Genomic DNA, 24,356 nt, shown 5'->3' with positions numbered 1-24,356 from the left:
ACAACTCGAGAATTTTGGAACACTGCGAGAAGCCATGGAGCATGTCTTGACTTTAGCGTCCTAGCTAACCTGGCGGTTGCTATATAACAAAAGCACTTCAAAGATTTAATACTTAATTTAACCTCCGCTCAAATAGCTTTTATATTTCCCTAAGCAGCCTTTGAGTAAAAATACTTGTAATACTGTCTGGCTTATATTTTTGAATCATATAATTCCATAACTTGGCTTAAATGCATGCGCGATCGCACTTTCAAATTTAGAGCAGAAGTATGCCCCCTTTTAAAATGATCGGCAGCAGCACAAGCAATCATCGCAGCATTGTCCGTACAAAATTTCAATGGAGGAAATATAACTTGAATATCTTGGGATGCTGAAGCTTCGGATAAGTGATGTCGTAAAGCACTATTAGCCGCAACGCCACCGCCAACAGCTATTTTCGTAAGACCATAATCTAAGGCACATTTAATAGCCCTTTTTGTTAAACCTTTCGCTACAGTTTCTTGGAAGCTCGCAGCAATATCTGATAATGGCAGCTCATCACTACTTTCATTCTCTAACTTTTGCACTAATCGCAAAACTGCTGTTTTCAACCCGCTAAAACTAGCATCATAGGGATGATAGCCACCTTCTGGTAACGAAACTTTTCCCTCCGGTAACTTAAAAGCCCGGGGATTACCCTGTTTCGCCAAGCTGTCAATTACTGGACCACCAGGATATCCCAATTGTAAAAGACGAGCAACCTTATCAAAAGCTTCTCCTGCTGCATCATCACGAGTTTGTCCCAAAGTTTCATAGACACCACAGTCCTTAACATAAATTAAACTAGTATGTCCTCCAGAAACTAATAAACTTAGAAAGGGTGGCTCCAAGGTCGGATCGCCCAAATAAGTAGCGTAAATATGACCTTCGAGGTGATGGATCCCTAAAAACGATTTATTGTGAATCATTGCTAAAGTTTTCGCGGCTGTTTGACCAACCAACAGTGCTCCAACTAATCCCGGAGCGCACGTTGTTGCAATGGCATCAATTCGGTCCCAACCCAGTTGAGCTTGTTCCAAAGCTTGAGTAACGACTAAGTTAATATTTTCTAAATGCTGACGTGAAGCGACTTCCGGTACAACTCCACCATACAATTTATGTATGGGGATCTGAGAAGCGACTACATTACTATAAACTTGACGGTTGTTAACAATTGCAACAGCAGTTTCATCACAACTTGTTTCTATGGCTAGAATATTAGTCATTTTTAAGTAACACCTAGTTAAAATTTGTTTGCAAAGCTTTAAATTTTATTTACTTCAACTTTACTCAGTTTGCTTATCAAGAGTATGATGACTTGCTAGTTAAGTAAAAATAAAATTGTGCAAGCCGCTTCGTTTTGTACAAAAACTTTTGGTTTCGTAATAAAAGGAAACATAATCTATGCAACGATTGTTTGCTCTGATTTTTGCAATTTTTCTGTGGTTTAGTTATGTGCCATCCAGTTTGGCATTAGGAGCTGACCTTGTACCCTGTAGTGAATCTCCTGCTTTTCAGCAAAGAGCAGCCTCTGCTCGTAACACTACAGGCGACCCTAATTCAGGCAAAAAGAGATTTGAGCGTTATTCTCAAGCACTATGTGGTCCTGAAGGCCTACCTCACCTAATTGTGGATGGTCGTCTCGAGCGTGCTGGTGATTTTCTAATTCCCAGCTTGTTATTCCTTTACATAGCTGGTTGGATTGGCTGGGTAGGTCGTGCCTACTTGATTGCTGTTCGTAAAGAATCTAATTCCGAACAAAAAGAAATCCAAATCGATGTTTCTCTAGCGCTTCCATTGATGGCATCTGGCTTTGCTTGGCCTGCTGCTGCTGCTAAAGAACTACTTTCCGGAGAATTAACAGCTAAAGATTCGGAAATTCCAATTTCACCTCGTTAAGCGAGTGGAAATCATTGTACTTATGAAGGGAGATAAATAATGGATACGCAGAGTAACTTCGTTAAATTCTTATGTACTGCGCCGGTAATAACTACAATTTGGTTATTTATTACTGCAGGAATTTTAATTGAATTCAATCGTTTCTTTCCTGACTTACTTTTTCATCCTCTACCATAAACGATGATAATATTTAGCACAATTAAAGGTGACTAATGTCCATAATTGTGTTAGTTATTTAACCTCAATTAAATTGGTAATTTTTTCTAGTTTGATAGGCTAAAAGTCTTTTCAAAGCTAGTACTCAAAATGATTATTAAAACTCGTGATGCTGGCAACAGCTCGCGAGTTTCGTAATAACGAGAACAATTAATTAATTTTTCTAAAGTTGCCTAGCAAAAGTTCACTTATATAGAATTATTATTAATATAAAATAATGCCAAAATCTTAAATTAGAGGCGAACACAAAATATGGCACAAGCTGCAAGCGATCCTCGAAATCAAGAGGTTGTTACTGCTGCTGGACGCGATCCACAACAGGGCAATCTGGAAACTCCAGTAAATAGTTCCCCCATTGTCAAGTGGTACATCAATAACCTACCTGCTTATCGTCCTGGGCTAACACCCTTTCGGCGTGGTCTAGAAGTCGGTATGGCTCACGGTTACTTACTGTTTGGACCATTTGCGAAGCTAGGTCCCCTTCGTAATGCTAATAATGGTAATTTGGCTGGTTTGCTTGGAGCTGTTGGGCTAGTAGTGATTCTTACTGCTTGTTTATCTTTGTATGCAAACAGTAATCCTTCCAAAGCACTGGCAAGTGTTACTGTGCCTACTCTTCCAGATGCTTTTACCTCCAAGGAAGGCTGGAATAATTTCGCTAGTGCCTTTTTAGTGGGTGGCATTGGTGGTGCTGTCACAGCTTACTTCTTGACCAGTAATCTCGCATTTTTACAAGGCTTGGTTGGCTAGAAAATAAAAATTTACTTGGCTAACTAAATAAGTTTTATAAGCTATCTAGAGAAACAGGACTTACGCAAAATTAACGTAATTGCGTCATTACGTATGACTAATGTCAGGCTTTGCTAACAGCTACGCTGCGTTTCGCTCGCAATGACAAATCTATGTCCTATGGACAGCTATCGTTGCGTAAGTCCTAAGAAAGTTAAAACTGGATAAGTGATGGGCTTTCTTTACTGAAAGTTAAAGCAAAAAGTTCTCAAAAACTTGGACATCATAACAGAGCTTTCGAGACTTTTAATTTTCTCAAACCCTCCTGCTTTAGGGGGGTTTGCGTAAAAAAATACTTGTTTGTCATACACATATATAAAAAAATATCGCTAGATAAAATCTAGCGAAAATTTTGATGTAAATTCAGTAAAAACTGTCAATTTTTCAATACTAACTTGTAATTATTTTTGATTGCTTAAAAAATGTGATGTAACAGGTTTGATAATTACATCCTCAGTGGTTCGCAACCGATTTTGAGACAACTATGAGTTTTGAACTCGTTATTAGTCATCAGTATTTAACAATCAAACCTATGAGATCGTGTCCGAAATAATTTGAAACCGATTATTGAGATAGATTATTATTTTTGAACAAAGATTCTATTTAGAACCAAAGGAGAAAATTAATGGGAATATTCACAATATTTTCAAAATGTTTAAGATAAAAACAAATAGGCAAAGCAAATTTTACCTATATGTTCAAATCTAAGTTCTCCAAGATTTATACCCGGTAGCTAAAAAATAAGATGCCTTTAAGGAGTTTAACCTGATAGTAAGAGCTTAGAGCTTTAAATTATTACAACTTTAAACTCTTCTATTGCTAATCAAAACTACTTAAATAGCTAAAAACTCACAGTTAAGCAAATTAAAGTTATCCAAATATTGCTTTTTCTAGGGAGCAAAGAGCAGTTTCAAAATCGTCATTGACAATTTGGATATCAAACTCATCTGCAGCCTTAATTTCGTCCTGAGCTAATATTAAACGACGAGCGATCGCATCTTCAGAATCCTGATTGCGGGATCTTATACGTTTTTCTAGCTCTCCCAAAGAAGGTGGCAAAATAAAAATACTTATAGCCTGAGGAAAGGAAGTACGCACTTGTCGCGCTCCATCTAACTCTATTTCCAGTAAAACTGTTTTGCCAGAATTAACTTTCTCAAGCACGGGTTGGCGGGGAGTACCGTAGTAATTACCCGCAAATTCAGCCCACTCCAGGAATTCTCCATTAGCAACTAGTTGTTCGAACCTAGTCCGGCTAACAAAGTAATAGTTTATGCCATCACTCTCCCCAGAACGAGGAGCGCGAGTCGTCGCAGAGACAGAATAATAAAGTTCTGGATGACGCTGGAGTAGGGTTCGCATTAAAGTACCTTTTCCTACCCCACTTGGACCGGTCAAAATCATTAATTTGCCGGAGGATAGACATTGTTCTTTGGTAGTTGCACCACTCTTGATTGATAAAACTTGCATCATCCGCTCAACTTATGAATCAATCAATAGACATTAGATATTATTCATTAGTTACTTGGTGTTTGTGCGTTGGCAATATCACCATTGACCAATAAAAATTAGTAGCCTGTTAAACAGAAGACCATTTTAATTCACATTGCGCCACTGGTACAGCATAAATGGAAATAAGGTTTGTAACCCATATTTCCTCAGTTATCGACATTTTGATGATGATCGCGAGAAATCACGAAGCGGTTTGCTACTGTTTCTGGTTGGATTGCAGAAAGTATTACATGGCTTGAGTCAGTAATAATAACAGCCCTAGTACGGCGACCATAAGTAGCATCAATCAGTTGACCTCGATCTCTGGCATCGGTAATAATCCGTTTAATCGGGGCTGACTCTGGACTGACAATGGCAACTACTCGGTTGGCAGAGACGATGTTACCAAAACCGATGTTGATTAACTGAATGTCCATAAAAAAACTGAAGCCAAACGTGTTGTGAGAAGCGATTAATGAGCTATTCTCCATGTTATCCCCAAAAATATACACTTACAACGCTTTTGTTCGGGGTAGATTTTGTTTTCTAAGAAAATGTGCCGATTTTTGCTATTTTTTTGCTCGTTAGGCTGCAAATATTTGCGATCGCAAATATTGTAACAATAATTACTTCTTGTAGTGTATCTCCAGAACACCACTTATTCAGCAATTCAAGATTATATGGACATAGATTAGAGTGCTTTTTTATCCTAGTATTTGCGTAAAATATTAGGTGTATTCTAGATATTTAGCTACAGTCTTGTAAAGAATATTTTCTACGGGTACAGAAATAAAATAACAGTCACAGCAAATTATATTAATTAATGTTATGAAGGTATTTTGGTAATTTTTTTTAACAAAAAAAACTTCATAGCCAAACAATATTTATGGTTACTACTGTTATGTATATCAATTATTTATTTATCTACAAAATATATCTGATGAGATTTGTGTTTTCAGCCATCATGATTTAAGAGGTTTGGAGATTGATATTAAATGGTAGCTGAACTTTTATGTTCTATTCGTCATCTCCGGGGCCAAAATATCTAAAGTTAAGTACTATATTCTAATTTTAAATATTGGGCGACAAGCTCGCCCAAAATATACACGTTAAGGTTACATTTTAACCAAACGGCTTGATGGACTAAGCTTCACTTTTTGGAGTAGATTCAACAGTTTCACGTTCTGATTTTGCTGCTTCAAGTTTTTTAGATTCTAATTGTGCAGTAGTCTTGAGAGATTCTTCTAACTCTGAAGCTTCTTTTTTGAATTCTTCCTGAAAATCTTGGGAGGCTTCCTGAAAACCTTTTAATGCTTTTCCCAAAGAACGCCCTATTTCAGGCAACTTTTTGGGGCCAAATACCAATAGGGCTACAACCATGATTACAGCCATCTCTGGCAAGCCAATACCAAAAATATTCATATTTTTCTCCTTGCGAATGAGTGAGTTTGCAAAACTGGGTAAGAGTCCATGGTAATTTTATGCTAAGTAGCTAATATCATTTTCAACCAAGCAAACCGAGTTAACATTCTTTGGCAGGGATTATCCAGCATCAATTTCTCAAATTGTTATTTAGTTTTTGCAATTAGGGTTAAACTCTCAAAATTTTTGCTCAACACTTCTGTTAGCTGGCACTAAGATACTGGGATGATTTTGGGCTATTAATAGCTTATATGGGGCGGTGTTACAGGCTTTCGGGGTATAACAAAACGATAAAAGTAATTACACAAAAAAACCCAGCTTGCTTGCCGGGTAAAATAGCTAATTTTTGTCAAAACTGTTCATCAGAAATACTAAATTCCGTAACTACTCCAGTCAACAGATATACCCTGAATAATGATTGATTTGTTGTAAAGTTGCAGAAGAATTAGCAGAAATACAAAAAACAATCCCATAAATACTGCCATTAAAGGTGTTGTACCCCAACCAGGAGCAACTTTACCGTATTCAGAGTTTAAAGGTCTGAGAACATCTCCTAGCCGTGTTCTTTGTGTCATAGTTAACTATCCGGATAGAGAATAAAGTTTTTTTAATCTTCTGTAATATTCTATAAGAATACCACTCATAATATATACCCGTTATGGAACCCGCAATAGTTCTTAGTATTTCTGTTGGTGCTGTAGTTATAGTAATGACTGCACTATCTATCTACACTGCTTTTGGCCCTCCTAGCAAGCAACTTGCAGACCCCTTTGAAGATCACGAAGATTAAAAAAAACGATAAATAAAGATTAGGAATGAGGAACTCAAAATATATACAAATGTTAATTTTTGTTGATTTTTGTGTTTTTCAGTTCCTATTCTCCACAGAAGATATTTTGGATAATTCTCGTAACTGAACAACGCGGAGCTACATAAATTTGTTTTTCATCTATCGTCAGTGAAGACGACCGGTAGTCTTACTATTAATTATTTGGGTCAAAATTACTCAAGAGCCAACATTTTATTAATTTGTTCTAGCTTGAGTGGTTGACGTTCAATTCTTTGAAAGTATTGAATTTTTTTCAGTTGTAGAGATGCAGCTTGAAAGTTACTTAAATTAAGCAATACAATGTCTTCATAGATGTCATTCTCAGGAGTTTCCACTGCTAAGATTAAATCTTCTAACTTATTATTTTTTATTTCATTATCAAGATATTTCAAAAATATTTCTCGCTTTTTAGAGCGAACAGTAACCAAATACCAATTACCTTCTTTAATCGTCCAGAAATCCCGAGCGCTAACTTTTTGTGATTCTGGTATTTGTTTTTCTGTATCCATAAAATTTAATAATTGTTTGATTGAAAATATTAGAAACCATTTTTAGCCTCCCAAGTAATATATCCGTATTTAGGGATTTTGGGTAAAAATAGTTATGATTACCTAAGTTTTTTACCTAAACTTGGAAATATTATTTTATTTGATTGACATATTTCTAGATACGTATTTTGAATTGTACTGCCAAAATTTATTGTTCGAGAGATAATTTAAAACTGACAATTTTCCAAGGTTCGATTGTCACATTTTGTTGTTCGGATAGGGATTGATATTTTTGAGTTTGATATTTTTGAGTTTGAGAGGTTTTGGATTGAGATATTTTAGCTTGAGAAGTCCAAATTGAGCGTTCGAGTAAATCTACTTTATCTCTCAACTTTAAACCCAAACTACTTTGTAAAGAGAAATTAGCAGTTTCTCCATGGCATTCATAACAACGTAAAATCCATTGTTCGGGATCTTCTTCAGTTTGCTTGAATGCCATCAAAATTAAATTATCTGCAGACAGATTTAAGAAATTACCTATGCTTGGCATTGAAGCGCTACAAGAATATTCGCCTGCTTTCAAATTGCTAAGAAATTCTGTACCTAATTGTAAAACTTGTAAAGGAATATTTAATTCATAACCACGTTTTACTGTTTGTGCTGTACTCCACTTCCCTTGATGGGGATAAACAGCATAGGTAAATTCGTGCAAGCCTTTATCTGCCTCTGGATTTGGCCAATTAGGACTTCTTAACAAAGTTAAGCGTAACTGATTTGGTTGGGCATCATAACCGTATTTACAATCATTAATCAAACTGACACCATAATAATTTTGCTCTTCCACTGAGGGATTTTGAGTGAGAAAATCGGAGTTACCGCCTGTTGCTTCCAATTTTGCTGTTAAGTCTGCCCAGCGTAAAGCAGGAACTTCCCATTTAGCTTTTTCTTGAATAGTTTGTGGTTTTGTGGGACGAATAATTGTCGCACAGGGAATTTCGTAAGTAGCTTCTGAAGTTTCTAAATTTAGGGTAAAAGCTGCTTTAACCATTACTTGACGTTCTAGCCAAACTACTTTGCTAAAAATTTTCAGCATGGGACAAGCTGCTTGTAGAATATAATCCTGCTGAAACTCAGATTTACCAAACCGTCTTACTACACGCAGGCGACTTTGAAGAGTTCCCCTTTCTATCCATTGAATAGATTCAAGTTCCATTGGTGGTAGCTGATGTTTGGCATAATCGGGGTCAATATTCCAAGCATCCCAGTATTGACCACTATCTTGAAATGCTTGTAATTGATTTCCACCTTCTAAACCAAGAACTTCCCGGTTATTAGTTTTATCGAAAACACTCGATAAATTACCATTATCTTCATTAACAATCGCCCGCAAAAATTCATTTTCTAAGGTAAATCTTGCTAAATCAGATTTTTGCTGCTCTTCATCAGAATTAACTTTTTCTTGAAAAATCTCTTTCTCTAAGCTTTCTGTAGCTTCTATGTTCGCACAACTAAGCCAAAATACCCGATAGCCAATGGAAGGAATATCATTTGCGAGGAATAGTAAATTCGAATCATTACCTAATTGGGAAATAACTTTGTTCCCAAAAACATCATAAACTTGCCATCCCTTGCCAATTTTTGTGGTATCTACAGGAATACTAACGACTTCTGAGCGTTGCCAATTTAGAGAATTAAATACTACTAAAGGTAAACTTTCGGGATATGGTGGTTCGGGAAAATCAATTTGTGCAGCTAAGCCTTGCAAAGATTTTTGTAATACACCATCAGCAATCTTTTGGATTTCTTGCCATTCTGGTAAAGCATCTTCATAAACTTCAGTAATAGAAGAACCAGGAAGGATGTCGTGAAACTGATTAAATAAAAGCTTTTTCCAAGCTACTTCCAATTCAGCTTTGGGATATTTTGTCCCATTGCTAATGGTTAACAAAGAAGCAAATAATTCTGCTTGATATAAAAGATTTTCACATATCCGATTCCAGCGCTTTTGATCGGCGTGAGTAGTATAGCAGCCACGATGAAATTCTAAGTAAAGTTCATCATCCCAAACGGGATACTTTTTTGGATCAGCAGGAAATTCTACCTCTCCAGATTCTAAATCTTGAGGTGTAATTTCTGTGGGGTTTGTTTCTTTAGTAATTCTGTTTCTACAAGATTGTAAATATTTTTCTGCAGTTGTGAACTCCAACTCAGGAAATAAAGGTGATTTTTGCCAGCGACGAGCTATTTCTAACATGTCACGAGTAGGACCACCACCATGATCTCCTACCCCAGGAAGCCACAGGGAGTTTAATAAACCAGTTTGATTTTGCCATTCCACCCCATAGTCAACCATTTTGACCGGGTCTATCCCTTCCCCGATAGGCGCTGACATCAAACTAAATATTTCACTACCATCAGGTGATCGCCACCAAAACTCCCCATAATCAAATTTGGTTGTATCATTCCAACGTAATTTTTGGGTGACAAAATATTCTATTCCAGCATTAATTAAAAACTGGGGTAAACTCCAGCAAAAACCAAAGCTATCAGGTAGCCAGACCACTCGAGAAATCTTGCCAAATTTTTCTAGGGCGTAATATTGACCGTATAAGAGTTGGCGAACAATTGATTCCCCAGAAATTAAATTTAATTCTGGTTCCACCCACATTCCACCAACATTTTCCCAACACCCAACTTTTATTTTTTGCTCGATCGCATTAAATAACTTTGGATAATTCTTTTCTACCCAATCATATAAGGCAGGAGTTGAATGACAGAAAATCAACTCTGAGAAATCTTCCTGCAGTCGCACAACAGACTCAAAAGTATTTTTGGCTGCTTTCCAAGTTTCACTCACCCGCCATAACCAAGCCATATCCAAATGGGCGTGACCTAACAGAAAAATTTTCAATTTTGGTAGGTCTAACTTAAACTTCAATTCACATAATTTCTGGCGTAGAGCAAGCAACCGGTCATTAAATATCTGATTTCCCTCACTATGTAAATTTTGGGGGTTTGTTTCCCAGTTAAATTCCCCCAACACAATAGCTAAAGTATCCAATTCTTGGGGTGCAAAGGCTTTTAGATAACTGTGTAATACAGCCAACTCATCAGCAACAAAACCAGGTTCGGGAATATCGTCTAGATTGGACTCATAAATTAAAGCAGATTTTACTAATGCTCCATCATCATGCCCAGGACTAATTAACTTTAAACTTACAATGAATTCATCTCCTGGGTTCACGCTTTGAGCCAGTAAAACTCTGGGGTAAAAATCGAATAGGTCGCCCTCAGCAACTAATTTACCGTTAACATAAACTTCCGCTGAATCTGCCCACCAGACTAAAGCCAGCCGTAAACTTAAATTTTGTAAGTCGTATCCATATAAATTTTCTGGAACGATCGCTCTTTGTGTGAGCCACAATACATTTCTTCCCTTTTTCCAAGGAATATGTTCTTTTTTATTTAGTTGGGCAACATTACACTGGGAAAAATCACACGTACTGATATCATTTACATTGAGTTCGCTTGTCTGATAATGCCACTGAGATTGGATATTGATTTGAGAAAAAGAACGTAATTTATCAATTACTGAAAAAATAAGTTTATTTGATTGTTCTGAAGAGTTAGAAGAGTTCATATTTCTCCTGACATTAGTTAAAGCAAAACAATTAGAAATAAAATAATTGAAAATATATCACTACTGAGCGGGAACCTCAGAGGCAATTAATCTCTCAATAAATAAAACCCCTACTACCATGGCTTCTTCTTCTGATAATCGCTATCAAAGTCGATTATTGACCCTTGTTCGCAAACAGTCTCGATTATTTCGTGACTTCTTTGGGCTACGCACACGACAGTTGAAAGTTACCACCGGCTGGTCTTTAGAGGCAATGCTATACCCTATAAACAAGCTGTGGCAAACTAGCGTTGAGTTTGGTAGAAAACAACTGCCTTCTCAAAAATCAAGAAATCGCTTCCATGTACTGAAATTTGGGAAGAAGCCTTCACCTCAAACAATAGTTCCAGTTGATACGGCTGTAATAGAGGTGAACAAAATAGTAGAAAATTTCCAAATGGAAAGAGATATAGAAGGGAGGTTGGAATGTGTTAACTCATTAAATAATAATAATTGTCCAAGGACATTTAGAGGAATTGCTTCGCAACTCTCTGACCCTGCAAAGACCAGTGATAATACACAAAATTTAGTTTTAGTTACTGAAGAAAATGAAATATTTGATGTTTTAGACTCCCAACAAAAACTAAATTTACAAGAATTAATTAGGAGTAAACTTGATGATTATTATGAAGCTAGAGGTTTATTAAAAAAAGAAAAGTCACATCCACTATTATTCAAGGCGTACAGCTTATTTCTCACTTTAACTAGTAGCCCCATATTTGCGAATAAATCTTCGAGGAAAACCCCGAAAAATATAACGTTTCGCAATCGGGTAAAAGTTACAAATGAGCCGAAATTAACACTTTTACCTCGCAATAAAAATAAATTTGTAACTGATACTAATATTTTACCTGTTGAGCATAATAGTTTACTTAAAGTCTCTCACACCAAGTTAAATTTACGAACCTATAGTTTACAACTAGCATTTTCCATGAAAACTAAGTTTGGTATGTTTTTAAACGGTAAAGAAAAAATACCCAATCAAGTACAACAATCTTTATCTCAAGAATCTATTTCTACAGAAATGGAGACAAAAAATTCTTTTCCATTTCAGAACTTAATTCAAGGGGCTTTTAATTACTTTTTTGGTAAAAGTGATAATACTGAGATTAATCATTTAAACACAGAAAATGGTCACACAAAATATTTAAATGGAAATACTGAAAACAAGGAAGTTGATAAAGCCGATGAAATAGTAAATACCACTCAAATTAGTAGTACAAATATCCATCAAAGTGATTTAGATAGTAGAAATTTAAGTGATACATATCTAAATAACAAAAATCAAGCAACAGCTAAGGAAGAAATAGCAAGCAGTTGTCCAAAACAAAGTGAAAATTGGTTAGAATTACACGATATATTTTCCGAGTCTCCACAAGCTCAAAACCCAGACTCAGTTGCATCTTTCTTGACGCCACAAACAGAAATACAAGAATCAAAAAATATTTTTCAAAGAATTACTAATATATTTAGGGGAGAAGAAGATTCGGCTCCTAAGCGACAATATTGGATTGCAAAGCCCAAGCCAGATATCGAGGAAAACTTTACTCGAACAGAATTAGAAGCAAACTCTACTTCGATAAACGATGCACCTTCAGCTTTTATAAATGTTGAAGATAGGCAATCTGCCAATGCTAATATCAACATAGATCGCCATGACAAATTGGCAAGTGTTTCTACAAATGTGCCTGCAAGCACCGTAAATACTTTTGATACCAATATTTCTTCGGGGCAAATAGTTCATCAACCCTCAGAAACAAGCTCTAATTGGGATACGGAAGATGACCCAGACTACTTTGAAACTGAAGGAGAAGTAGTGGGTTATGATAAACATCCCCTGGAGAGACTTCTAAACTGGTTAGACAAGGCTTTGCTCAAACTGGAAGATATATTTGCCCGAATTGTTAGTTTAGTACAGATGTTTCTACGCCAATTATAAATATTTCTCTGACAGTAGCTGTACTCAAAGAATCAAATTACTTAATCAAATAAATTTATCCATAAATATTCATAAATATTATGGATGTGTTCTAAGTGTCAATTTAAGTTTAGTCATCAGAAAATGGATTGGTACCACCGCTCCAGTTAAAGTCGCTGATGCGAAAGCTAATACCACCTAACTCCAGAACAGGATTATAACGCAGGCTCACACCATAGGTACGGCGACTATATTCCAAAATATAGTCAGTGCTGCGACTTTCCCCCGTATCAACGTTAATAGACGTTTGAATGCCAAGGCGAAATGGACCATATATTTGCTGGTTAATCCCCAAGTTAAGAACTCTATTATCCACAAAGCGATCGAACAGGAAAGGAGATAAACCGCCGTCGTTTAGACCTTGGGAGTAACTAATATTAAAAGCTGTATAGTCAAATGCACGTCGAGAAAAATTACCAAACTGTCCTTGTAAACCGATACTACCAATCAAAACATTTTGACTATCGCCATTGGAGTAAAAACTACTAATACCTCTGATTCCTCCAACTGCACGTATATAAGGTACGACTGGATTTGCGGTATAACGAAGTCCTTTATCTGCTGTAGGTTCTAAAGATTTTCCCTGCCAAAGTAAAACACTACCATCCACTGCAGCACTGGCTTGTACGCGTCCTAAAGAAACGCGATCGTTATCTCGGTCAGCATCTAATAAGTCCTGTTGATCGGTGTTAGCCTCAATGAGTTGAGCTCCACCTTGATATCTTAAATTGAAACCACTTTTCCCTAAGGGAATAACTGGAGAAGTAATTACACCACCCAAACTACTTTGTACTGTCCGAAAACCAAGGGTGCCGTTAAAAAGGCGATCGCGGTAACTATATTCTAAATTGGCAAGGTGACTCTTATTGGGGTTGGCATTTGCACCTCCTAATACTCGTTGTAGGCGCAAGCTTGCTCGTAAATTATCTTCTATATCATTTAAATTTAAACTAGTTAGATCTCCAGAGCCTTTAATTGTAGTCTTTCGATCTAGTACTCCACCGAGTTGGGTTTTTAAACCAAATAATCCTGCAAGATTGCCAGTACCCCCTTGAACGGCTTCTTGGGCAAAAAACTGGGGAGTGAGACTAAGGCTAAAATTTTCTCTAACAATAGGTTGAAATTTTCGTTCAAAAAATAACCCCCCCCTGCGATCGCCATCAAAACCTGGGGAAACAATTGCTGGTGTTGCATCTCGTTCGTTACGATCTATAACCTGACTATTACGGGGAATTGGTAAACTAAAACCTTGGTCAAATACTAGGCGTTGTCCTTTGGTTTTAATCCGGTCTCGAAGTGGAGTTTCTCTGGTTAAAGTAACTGTATTTGCCCTTAACTCAAGTTCTGGAGGTGAAAAGGGGTCATTAGTAATACGAACATTTCTGGCTTGAAATCCTCGGGGATAAAAATCTATTTTTTCAGCTTGAAATCGCAGACGCCGAACTTCACCACCTTGTTGTGGGCTGGGAAGGTTTCTACCTCTACCAGAACTACCAAGTCCAATATTAATTCCCCCAGGACTACTTACTGAACCGAGGGGTTGATTGGTTCTTATTCTGTCACTTACGGGACGCGGAATAGCTCCACCTGGGTTCGCTCCTTCGGAAGGAGAAGTAAAAGCTAAATCTGTGTTAGCTGTGGGAATAAAGATTTCCCCACTACCTCCATCTATTTCTCCGCTATCCTGAATAAAATTGTATGTGAATCGCTCTCCTCGTAGAACTTGATCCCCACGGGTTAACGCTACATTACCTTGACCAACTGCAATCAAATTATCCAAATTAACTTGAAGTTGGTCAGAATCTACTACAGCACCATCAAATCTAACAATGACGTTGCCCCTTGCGGTAATTACACGCCTTTGTTCGTCATATTCTTGCTTATCTGCAACTACTTCTATTACCCTGCGAGTTTCTGGGGTTTTATTACTTGAGGGTCGGTTGTTATTAGATTTTCCTGTTTGTGTTGGGGTTTTTTGCTCCTGGGAAATAGTAAATTTTTTCGGTAGCTTGACAGTTTCCTGGCGCGCCTTAAATCTTATCACCGGAAATGATTTGACTGATGCTTGCCGATTATTACCCAGTTTACGTTGAGAGCCAAATTGAACTTTAGTCGATGAAATTGATTTTTTTAATAATGAGTTACTAGTTTTTGTAACTTGCTTATGATTTCTAGAAATATTAGTTTTTCTATCAGATAAAGTAATTTGTTGTGCAGGTAATAAAATTTCTGTTTTTTTAACTGCTTTTACAATTTCTCGATTTTTATTTTTTTCACTGGAATGATTAACAGCAGAAGAAATCACACCATGAGAACTAAGGGTTTGCGATTGATAGTTTTCATGACCGATAGTTTCATGACCGATAGTTTCATGACCAATAGATAGTGGCTCGCCTAAAGCTGATGCACTATTTAAAGAAAATTGGGGAGAAAATTCCGCCGGGAAGCTTTCTGGCACATCAGGCGAAGCTGGAGTTTGGGCAACTAAATTAGAAGAAATTAAATTAGAAGAAATTAAATTTTGCTGTCTAGATTTTAGCTTGCCAGATTTACTTGAAGAAGTAGATTTGTTCTTACGAGAAGATGCATATTTTTTTATTTCTGCCTTGGTATCAACCTTGGCAATTTTCATTCTCGATACTTCATTTATGACAATAGAAGAACTTTTAGGTTCTAAATTTTCAAATTTAAAAGGCGGTTGGGGCGGCAGAACTGGATGAAGCATATTTACCTGTAATTTAGCTAACAAACAGCCAAGTAGAAGCAAACTATAAGCCGGAAGGAATCATAGAATCTTCCTTCCGACAATAAATTTTGCCTATCCTACTCTCCATAGGAGGTGTGAGAAGCAAATCTAGGACAAGCCATCTCCAGGACGTAAATCTGTATTCCGCCTTATGGCAGCTTTGGATAATTTGTTTTCTTTATTACTCCATATCCTGACGTCCGGGGTTACGAGCTGGGTCACCGGACAAAAATCCAAAGATAAATAAAGATAAAAACAAACCAACCACAATATAAACAGCGATTTTTAAAGTCAGCATAGAAACATCTCCTACGGGTATGAGAAGCTTTTTGTATCTGGGATGCAGAAAAAGTTGCTCTTATATCTTACCCAAATCTCATCCCTTTTTTTATAGAAGAGTCATCACAACGATATTTTGATGTTATCTTGGGGTACTTTAAGGTACTGAATTGAAACTACAGTTTGGCGATCGACAAAGTTTGGAACTTTTTACATATCGCTTTTGTAGCTTGAGTTTCTGGATCAACTCATAACACCGATCGTCACTTGCTTAAGCCTAGAATGCTGCAACAGATATTTTCCCAAAAGGACTTAACTATAGATGCTTCCTAAATACAAACTCCAGGAATGTAGCACAAATAAGTCAAACATTTTCAAAGCTGAACCCATTCACAACTTTAACTTTGTAACCCAAACAAAATGTCCGATTTATCTTAGCTAGAAGTTGTACTTCTAGTAAATATTCCGACGATCTCTCACAATATAGGTTTCCATACACAGAAGAAGCTACTTAGCTGGGAGTAATTACAGCAAACAAGAGTCAAGAAGAATTACCCGGTACCTCGTTAACTTGCGAACTGTTGGAATATTAGTTCCCATGTCTAAATGCTTAGTTCTAATAGTTTATATGAACTAAATATTATCTATACCCAGTTCTAGTAACAATCAAACTTGGATACAAATTGCCAATAAAATCTGGGCTTTATAACCTGTTTGTCAAACTTGAGAAGACTTATGCTGTTGGTTTTCTTCCTTTGATAAAAAAGTATGGGACAGTTTTTCTTGCTCCAAAGTCCACAATTCTTTAGATTTTCGATTTTTAATTACCCGCGCGGGAGTTCCTACAGCCACGGAGTAAGCAGGAATATTCTTAGTTACAACTGCTCCTGCACCAATTACACTTCCTTGACCAATTGTTACTCCATCCAGTACCGTCACAGCATGACCAAGCCAACAATCATCTTCAATGGTAATTCCTTTACTCGTAACACCTTGCTCGGTTATATAGCGGTTAGGATCGGAAAAATTATGATTGTTGGCAAAAATACCAACATGGGCTGCTATTAAACAGCTTTTACCAATCGTAATATCTCCAGGTCCTGCAATACAAACACCAGGTCCAATAAATGTTTTTTCTTTTATACGTACTGAGGTATCTACCAAAGCTCCTATGTCAACGTTTCGCTCAATCGCAACTTGACTTTCAAAAATAATTTTATTGTTTTGGTGACCTCTTGCATCCAGGCGAGCGCCTTTAAAAATATGTACGCCATCAGCCACTTCCATATTAGATGCGTTGAGAAATTCCACTCCTTCTTGGATATATACAGAATTTCCGATTTGCCCGAAAATAGTTTTATAACCAAAGTTACGTAATTTGTTTCCAAGAGCGATAGCTGGAACATCCCTCAAAGAGGTTAGTACTAAGAGTTCTTGTAAACGCTTAAATTTGGAAAAAGATTTTTGATTATCCATAACATTCATCAGCTTATTTTTTGTTGTCAATAAAATTTATCAAGTACTAATTGTTAGTTTTTGACTTTATATTGAGTTTTAAAATTTTTCTAGCAACTGTATTTTGCAATCAAAAGTTTGTTGTATCTTTAAAGAGATATTTATTAGTTGTATAAATCATTGGTTTTGACATGTCGAACGAGATTAATATCGGCTTATCAATCAAATGAAATTTCAATATCCCAATGAAACAACTATATATAAGCAACATTTGAGAATAACTGATAATTTATAACTCTATTTCGCTAGAATCAAAATTAATTCTATGTGCTTTTAACGTTACATGGCAAAATGTTTTCAAGTATTTATCTCAAGTCTAAAATATATTCATCATTAATCAATCCATAATTATAAAAAAATAATCTAAAAAAATAACTAAATTTGAATAATGATAATGAGTTTAAGCTATGTCAAAAATAACTACAAATTGATAAAGCAATTAATATGATGAATTATTCAAATAACTATTCTAGTTGCTAACTGATTATTCATGCTTAATTTTTGTAGTGCAATTTAAATATCAATTCTATCTATTCTACTACTTCAGGAAATATCCAGTTTATTCAAAAAAATATACTCATCAATACTAATACTAGTTATTAAAAATATTAAATGAACATCGATAAGTTTTTAGGACTTACATAATTATGACTTCACCCTTTAATCAACATTTTGAATTTTAGTTAATGTAGTCGATTAGCAATCGTAAAATTTTAAGGGTTTTATATAAAATAAGTTATTGATTATGTAACTATCTCTACCTGAACTTATTCACTTTTATCAGCGATTTTGAGCTATTTTAGCTATGACTACTAACTTGGATTAATACAAATTAACTGCTAGCCAAGGCAACAATTAAATGTAACTGCTTTAGGAATATTTAACTGTGCTAACACATACTGAGTGTGTAGTAAGTTAGTTAGCTGTTTTTCTTACACTAGCGTAAAAAAAAGCTACATTGAATAATTTCATCATAAATTTATATGTATCATTAATTTGTATTAAATAAATACTTGTGTTATCTGCATTAAATATTACTATTGACATACAGATTTTCACTGTCGTCAGAGTTTACACTAATGCCTTTAGCAAAGCCTGAAGTTTCAGTTGAATTTCGGCAATTTCTTTATCAGGATCGGAGCCAGAAACTATTCCAGCCCCAGCATAAAGTCTAGCGCGCTCGCCATCAATGAGCGCAGAACGGATACCAACAACAAAATCACTATTACCGAGTAGGTCTATCCAACCAAGAGGTGCAGCATAAAGACCCCTTTCAAAATTTTCATAGCGGCGAATTTCTTTACAAGCTAAGTCTGGTGCAGTACCTGCGACTGCAGGAGTAGGATGTAATTGTGCCACAATCTGTAGGGGATGAACATTTTGGGGAATTGTTGCTTGGATAGGAGTCCACAAATGTTGGATGTTAGATAACCGTCGTAGACGTGGTTTTAGTATTTCGGGAGATAAGCCGAGTTCCGATAAACTTTGAGTAATAAAATCAATAACTAAAGAGTGCTCGTGTCTTTCTTTTTGACTACTAATTAATCTATCTGCACTAGCAGCGTCTTCAGCAGGTGTTTGACCTCTAGGTGCGCTTCCTGCTAATGCATCAGTAATTAGCTGCTGTTTGCGAATACTAATTAAACGTTCTGGACTAGCACCAATAAAATTTTGTCCTCTACCGTTACTAGTAGAAAAAATATAACAGTTAGGATGCAAGTAACGCAAATTTTTTAATGATTGAAATAAATCAAAATTATTGTTAGAAATAACATCTAAGGCATTTGCTAAAACAATTTTATTTAAATAATTAGAATTGATAGTATTTAGTGCAGACAATACTGAAAGTTTAAACTTACTTGGGCTAGTTACAGCTTTTTTTATATACTTGTTACTATCTAATATATTAATCTCACCACTATATTTTAGATTAGTAATTTCCTGAATTTTTACCCAGATTTTTTGAATTATTTTATGAATATCTGCTCTGGCATTAATAATAATATTTGCGATTAATGTACATTTACCATGATTATATGATATTTGCCAACGTGGTAAAAATATATTAGCTTCAGCAAAAGGATAGTTTTGATTGATATTTCTATCGAAAAAACCAAAGCTACAAAAAAAAACAGGAGAAGATTGTGAAGAATTATCTCGGGGAAAACAAAGGATTTTTTTTCTACATTGGTTTATGAACTCTTCAGATTCTTTAAACCTTTCTTCACCAGTAAATTCTAATTTTTCTATAGAATCTATGGCTGCAATAGCTTCTTTTTGACTTGGGTTTTGCCAGTAAAAGTTTATTTGATTAACTGATGCTAAATTTGCAAATATAGTTAAAGGATCGACTGGGTCAATTGCTAAAGAAATATTTGCTATTCTTTGGCAATTATTTTCTAGACAATACTGCTGCGCTGCTAACAAAAAATTGTATAGCTCCTTATTACATATCAAAAAATCGGCAGTGCACGGTGAAACTGTCATGTGTCTCAAGAAGAGTAAATTTTTTTAAAGTTAGCTTCCATAATAGTCATAGTTCATGGTCGTATTTCTACAGGTAACACAAATAAATACCATCTAACGACCATAGACTGTTGCCTGGTTATTATGTTTTTGCCATACTTTATAATGCCTTGCTCTCAAGTTGGTTGCAAGATAAAGTTGATTGCGAAAAAAGTCAAGCTATTATCAACTATTTTCTGACCTTCATCTAATATTAAAAGTTTATGCTAAAAACCTGTGTATTTTCAAACTATCTCAACTTGAGCACATAGATAATGTAAGTTATTTAATTAATTACCACAAATGACGACAGAATTAATTTCATATCCTAAAAGAAAACTATGGATGGCGGCTATTAAACCGCCAATGTACAGTGTTGCAATCGTACCAATTTGGGTAGGAAGTGCCGTTGCTTTTTGGGAAACCAAAATATTCGATGGAGCAGTTTTTTATACTTTTTTGGTGTCAGCAATTTTTATTCTTGCCTGGGAAAATTTAAGCAATGATGTGTTTGATTCAGAGACTGGAATTGACCGAAATAAATATCATTCTTTAGTGAATTTAACAGGTAATAAATTATTAGTTTTCTGGCTAGGAAATTTATTTTTACTCTTGGGTTTATTAGGAATAATTGTCATTTCATACTGGCAAAGAGATGTCACTGTAATTGGGATAATTTTATTGTGCTGCTTTTTAGGTTACCTATATCAAGGACCGCCTTTCCGTTTGGGTTACAGAGGTATGGGAGAAATTCTTTGCTTTTTTGCATTTGGTCCTTTGGGTGTGAACGCAGCCTACTATAGCCAAACTCAAACTGTATCAGTTAAAAGTTTTGCAGCTTCAATTATTGTTGGAATTGCAACTAGTTTGATTTTATTTTGTTCCCATTTTCACCAAGTAGAGGATGATGTAAGTGCGGGAAAGCAATCGCCGATTGTAAGAATGGGAACACAGAAATCAGCCACAGTTCTTAAATGGTTTACTGGAAGTATTTACGCTACAACTTTAGGCTTCGTAGCTTGGGGTCTTTTTCCAGTTTGGACTTTACTAAGTTGGGTCAGCTTACCTTTTGGATTCCAATTATGTCGACATGTAGGGGAAAATCATGACCAACCAGAAAAAGTCAGTAACTGTAAATTTATTGCAGTAGCAGTACATTTTTGGAGTTGTTTACTATTTGGCTTGGGCTTTTTCCTCCCAGTTGGATAATAATCTTCAATTTTGAAATATTTCCCCAATCCCAAAATCCCCCAAATCCTCGAGCTATCTTCAAAAAGGTATGCACCTACAGTATTTGCGCTCTAATCATAGATAAATTATCAATCTTAGCAACACCCGAGATGAATTCTCAATATGCTTTATCGGTTTGAATTTCGTCCTTATCAGCGGAAATTTTCGATTCCCTTACAAACTAGCCATGGGATTTGGGATATTCGTCAGGGTATTATCCTCAGTCTTAAAGACGAAGCCGATCAAATTGGGTGGGGAGAAATTGCTCCAATTGAATGGTTTGGTTCGGAAAGCTTTCAAGAAGCTTTAGATTTTTGTCAGCAACTACCAAAAACAATCTCTTCAGAGGTCATTTATGGAATTCCAGATGATTTACCTGCTTGTCAGTCTGGATTTGAAAGTGCTTGGGAAATGTCACTAGGTAGCTGGAAACTAAAAGCAAAAGATATTAATACTTTGAAGAGAGATATCTTTTTTTCTAATAGTCAAAACTTAACTTACAGTGCTTTATTACCAGCAGGTAAACAAATGCTAGAAAAGTACCTCCAACTCTGGCAAGCTGGATATCGCACTTTTAAGTGGAAAATAGGAGTTTACTCAGTAGCAGAAGAGACATCTATTTTAAACGTATTAGCACGCAAGTTACCTGCTGGTGTCAAATTACGTCTGGATGCTAATGGTGGACTAAGTTATGAAGAAACTATTCTGTGGTTGAAAACTTGCGATCGCATTAACAGTGAATCGGAATTTCCTCTAACAATAGAATTCATTGAGCAGCCATTAGCAACAAAAGATTTTCAAATAATGTTGGATTTGAGTAGTAGTTACAGAACTCCAATAGCTTTAGATGAATCAGTTGCGACTCTACAACAATTAAAAGCTTGCTATGAAAAAGGTTGGCGAGAAATTTTTGTAGTTAAACCAGGAATTATTGGTTCGCGATCGCAGTTACGTCAGTTTTACCAACAGAATGAAATTGATATTGTATTTTCGTCAGTTTTTGAGACTATTGTTGGGAAAGAAGCTGCTTTACAAATAGCGAATGAGTTCTCGCTAAAAAAAAGAGCATTAGGTTTTGGAATTCAACACTATTTCACCGACCTAGAAGAAGATTGGCTAGATAATTTTTGGTAAATCAGTCCCCATATCATAAAAGTTTTAAGTATGCTTGAGAATTGGATATCTCACTTATCTAATGAGTGGTTAGTTTGTGAAAATAATCATCAATTTTTGCCAATAGTAGAAAAATTATATTTACAGCTAATTGAATTTAAGCAGAATGAAAAAATACCTAATATCCTGTTAGTAGAGCGTCAACCAGTTAGTTTTATTGCTGGTTTAATTGCTGCGATCGCAGCAAAATGTCCAATTTTTATTTGTAATCCTGATTGGCAATATCAAGAATGGCAACAAGTATTTGATTTAGTAAAGCCAGATATTATTTGGGGAGAAGAAATTTCAGAAAAACAAAATACAATCACACACAAAATATCAGTACAGGAAAAATTTTACTTATCTGATTCTCAATTTTCTCCAATTATGATTCCTACTGGTGGTTCATCAGGAGAAATAAAATTTGCGATTCACACTTGGGAAACACTAACAGCATCTTCACAAGGATTCCAGAAATATTTTCAAATACCTCAAGTAAATTCTATTTGTGTTTTGCCTTTACATCATGTTAGTGGCTTAATGCAATTAATTCGTTCTTTTACTAGCAATGGTAGGTTAGTTATCTTACCATTTCGAGAGCTAGAGAATGATCAGCTTAAAAAATACCAAAGATACAATATCGACCACTCAAAATTTTTTACATCTTTAGTTCCAACTCAATTACAACGTCTAATTCAAAAATCCGATTCGAGTAGATGGTTATCACAATTTAAAACAGTACTTCTAGGAGGTGCTCCAGCTTGGGATGAATTGTTATCAAAGGCAAGATATTATAATATCCCCTTAGCTTTAACATATGGGATGACAGAGACTGCTTCTCAAGTTGCAACTCTTAAACCAGAAGATTTTCTCAAAGGTAAGTTAGGTTGCGGTCAAGTTTTACCTCATGCAAAGGTTTATATTTATAACAATAAAAAATATAAATTGAAATCAAATAAAATCGGCAAACTTAATATTGATGCTCAATCACTATTTCTCGGCTATTATCCACATATTAGAAATAAAAGTGAAAGCCTAAAGGTAGATGATTTGGGATTATTAGACGAGGAAAATTATTTATATGTAATGGGACGTGATAGTGACAAAATAATCACTGGTGGCGAAAATGTTTATCCTCTAGAAGTTGAATCAGCAATCAGACAAACAGAAATGGTAAGTGATATCTGTGTCATTGGAGTAGCAGATAAAATTTGGGGAGAAGCTGTAACTGCAATTTATGTACCAAAATCTACAGATATCACCAGTTCAGAACTGAAAAGTCAACTTACAATAAAAATCAGTAAGTTTAAAATTCCCAAATATTGGATTCCGGTATCATCCTTGGGGCGAAACTCTCAAGGAAAAATAAACCGCCAGAAGTTACATGAGATTGCAAGAAATAAACTGAGTTTAAATTTGACGAAATCACAAAATCCAAAATCCTAGTCAATATTTAATTGAATAATATTATGAATTTCTAAAACACCAAATCTAAAATATCAAATTTAAAATACCAAAATCAAAATATCATAAGTATAATTTTTAATTATCGCCACTATCTAATCCTAAGCATAATAATTATCTAACCAAGATTATCTAACCAAGAAATAATATATCCTGGTAAATCTGTCCTCTTCCTAGTGCTTGCATCGATACATACATGTTTTGTATTTGCTTTACTTGCAAGCATGTTTTGAGCAAAAATTTCATAATTAATTTCAAATTTATCATTACCTAATTTTTTAGCAATCATTTTAATTATCAATATATCTCCACAAAAAATAGGACGAAAAAAATCAACATCAGCATGAACAATTGGAAAAGCTACAATTGGTTTTGTGAAAAATTCTTTAATATCTATATCTGAAGCTGCTAAAGATGATTCATAAGCTTCGTGACAAATATTTAAAATATTTGCAAAGTATACGACTCCAGCAGCATCAGTATCCCGAAAACGGACAATGTAGCTATAACTAAAACCCATAATACTAATAGATAAAAATTACTTCTTTAGTATGACCGATATGGTGTGGCGGACGCGCAAGTCATTAGCGGCTCCGATCAGGACATACTGTGCCTACGGCATTAAAATTCGTAAGGACGCAGTCTATACTGTTAGC

Annotated in this window: 20 protein-coding genes; 8 read left to right on the top strand and 12 right to left on the bottom strand. The window is 35.5% G+C overall.

Annotated features, from left to right (window positions below; genetic code table 11):
• Positions 1–191: 191 nt before the first annotated feature.
• Positions 192–1,244: a tRNA (adenosine(37)-N6)-threonylcarbamoyltransferase complex transferase subunit TsaD gene (tsaD, locus tag BC008_RS18225; RefSeq protein ID WP_027840945.1), complete on the bottom strand. Its 1,053-nt coding sequence runs from the start codon at positions 1,242–1,244 to the stop codon at positions 192–194.
• Between the two features lie 178 nt (positions 1,245–1,422).
• Here tsaD and BC008_RS18220 point away from each other — a divergent pair, with 178 nt between their 5' ends.
• From BC008_RS18220 to BC008_RS18215, 3 genes are all read left to right on the top strand, one after another.
• Positions 1,423–1,917 (top strand): photosystem I reaction center subunit III, encoded by a 495-nt coding sequence (locus BC008_RS18220; protein WP_027840946.1) that lies wholly within the window; start codon positions 1,423–1,425, stop codon positions 1,915–1,917.
• 39 nt (positions 1,918–1,956) lie between these two features.
• On the top strand, positions 1,957–2,094 hold the full coding sequence (psaJ, locus tag BC008_RS46560; protein ID WP_072207738.1) for a photosystem I reaction center subunit IX: 138 nt from the start codon (positions 1,957–1,959) through the stop codon (positions 2,092–2,094).
• A gap of 291 nt (positions 2,095–2,385) precedes the next feature.
• Positions 2,386–2,883 (top strand): photosystem I reaction center subunit XI, encoded by a 498-nt coding sequence (locus tag BC008_RS18215; RefSeq protein WP_027840947.1) that lies wholly within the window; start codon positions 2,386–2,388, stop codon positions 2,881–2,883.
• Between the two features lie 909 nt (positions 2,884–3,792).
• Here BC008_RS18215 and gmk read toward each other — a convergent pair.
• The 4 genes from gmk to psbH form a co-directional block, all read right to left on the bottom strand.
• Positions 3,793–4,395, bottom strand: a complete 603-nt coding sequence (gene gmk, locus BC008_RS18210; protein ID WP_027840948.1) for a guanylate kinase — start codon at positions 4,393–4,395, stop codon at positions 3,793–3,795.
• Positions 4,396–4,580: 185 nt separating this feature from the next.
• Positions 4,581–4,850, bottom strand: a complete 270-nt coding sequence (remA, locus tag BC008_RS18205) for an extracellular matrix/biofilm regulator RemA (RefSeq protein ID WP_027840949.1) — start codon at positions 4,848–4,850, stop codon at positions 4,581–4,583.
• 706 nt (positions 4,851–5,556) lie between these two features.
• A complete protein-coding gene (locus BC008_RS18200) occupies positions 5,557–5,835 on the bottom strand; it encodes a TatA/E family twin arginine-targeting protein translocase (protein WP_027840950.1) in 279 nt (92 codons plus the stop codon).
• A 371-nt stretch (positions 5,836–6,206) separates the two neighbouring features.
• Positions 6,207–6,410 carry a photosystem II reaction center phosphoprotein PsbH gene (gene psbH, locus BC008_RS18195; protein ID WP_036264498.1) on the bottom strand — a complete coding sequence of 68 codons (204 nt, stop codon included), beginning with the start codon at positions 6,408–6,410 and terminating at the stop codon, positions 6,207–6,209.
• An 83-nt stretch (positions 6,411–6,493) separates the two neighbouring features.
• On the opposite strand from psbH, the gene psbN reads away from it, so the two are divergent.
• Entirely contained in the window at positions 6,494–6,625 is a 132-nt protein-coding gene (gene psbN, locus BC008_RS18190; RefSeq protein ID WP_058183753.1) for a photosystem II reaction center protein PsbN, read from the top strand.
• Between the two features lie 212 nt (positions 6,626–6,837).
• On the opposite strand, the gene BC008_RS18185 is transcribed toward psbN, so the two are convergent.
• Positions 6,838–7,173: a hypothetical protein gene (locus tag BC008_RS18185; RefSeq protein ID WP_027840951.1), complete on the bottom strand. Its 336-nt coding sequence runs from the start codon at positions 7,171–7,173 to the stop codon at positions 6,838–6,840.
• 187 nt (positions 7,174–7,360) lie between these two features.
• Complete coding sequence (locus tag BC008_RS18180) at positions 7,361–10,792, bottom strand: alpha-mannosidase (RefSeq protein WP_027840952.1); 3,432 nt, start codon at positions 10,790–10,792, stop codon at positions 7,361–7,363.
• A gap of 118 nt (positions 10,793–10,910) precedes the next feature.
• Between BC008_RS18180 and BC008_RS18175 the strand changes: the two genes are divergently transcribed.
• Complete coding sequence (locus BC008_RS18175; RefSeq protein WP_058183752.1) at positions 10,911–12,770, top strand: hypothetical protein; 1,860 nt, start codon at positions 10,911–10,913, stop codon at positions 12,768–12,770.
• A gap of 109 nt (positions 12,771–12,879) precedes the next feature.
• Here BC008_RS18175 and BC008_RS18170 read toward each other — a convergent pair whose 3' ends face one another.
• The 4 genes from BC008_RS18170 to BC008_RS18155 form a co-directional block, all read right to left on the bottom strand.
• Positions 12,880–15,534, bottom strand: coding sequence for a DUF3769 domain-containing protein (locus tag BC008_RS18170; RefSeq protein WP_027840954.1), 2,655 nt, complete (start codon positions 15,532–15,534; stop codon positions 12,880–12,882).
• A gap of 202 nt (positions 15,535–15,736) precedes the next feature.
• Positions 15,737–15,853 (bottom strand): photosystem II reaction center protein I, encoded by a 117-nt coding sequence (locus BC008_RS18165; protein ID WP_058183751.1) that lies wholly within the window; start codon positions 15,851–15,853, stop codon positions 15,737–15,739.
• A 698-nt stretch (positions 15,854–16,551) separates the two neighbouring features.
• Positions 16,552–17,310, bottom strand: a complete 759-nt coding sequence (locus BC008_RS18160; RefSeq protein ID WP_058183756.1) for an acyltransferase — start codon at positions 17,308–17,310, stop codon at positions 16,552–16,554.
• Between the two features lie 1,110 nt (positions 17,311–18,420).
• A complete protein-coding gene (locus BC008_RS18155) occupies positions 18,421–19,836 on the bottom strand; it encodes an isochorismate synthase (protein ID WP_027840955.1) in 1,416 nt (471 codons plus the stop codon).
• A 321-nt stretch (positions 19,837–20,157) separates the two neighbouring features.
• Here BC008_RS18155 and menA point away from each other — a divergent pair, with 321 nt between their 5' ends.
• From menA to BC008_RS18140, 3 genes are all read left to right on the top strand, one after another.
• Positions 20,158–21,063 (top strand): 2-carboxy-1,4-naphthoquinone phytyltransferase, encoded by a 906-nt coding sequence (gene menA / locus BC008_RS18150; protein ID WP_027840956.1) that lies wholly within the window; start codon positions 20,158–20,160, stop codon positions 21,061–21,063.
• 144 nt (positions 21,064–21,207) lie between these two features.
• A complete protein-coding gene (locus BC008_RS18145) occupies positions 21,208–22,218 on the top strand; it encodes an o-succinylbenzoate synthase (protein WP_027840957.1) in 1,011 nt (336 codons plus the stop codon).
• A gap of 30 nt (positions 22,219–22,248) precedes the next feature.
• Complete coding sequence (locus BC008_RS18140) at positions 22,249–23,682, top strand: 2-succinylbenzoate--CoA ligase (protein WP_027840958.1); 1,434 nt, start codon at positions 22,249–22,251, stop codon at positions 23,680–23,682.
• Positions 23,683–23,818: 136 nt separating this feature from the next.
• Here BC008_RS18140 and BC008_RS18135 read toward each other — a convergent pair whose 3' ends face one another.
• Positions 23,819–24,220, bottom strand: coding sequence for an acyl-CoA thioesterase (locus BC008_RS18135; protein ID WP_058183750.1), 402 nt, complete (start codon positions 24,218–24,220; stop codon positions 23,819–23,821).
• Positions 24,221–24,356: the final 136 nt, after the last annotated feature.

The organism is Mastigocoleus testarum BC008 (assembly GCF_001456025.1).
Taxonomy (GTDB): Bacteria; Cyanobacteriota; Cyanobacteriia; order Cyanobacteriales; family Nostocaceae; genus Mastigocoleus; species Mastigocoleus testarum.
This window is presented reverse-complemented; position numbering and strand designations above follow the sequence as displayed.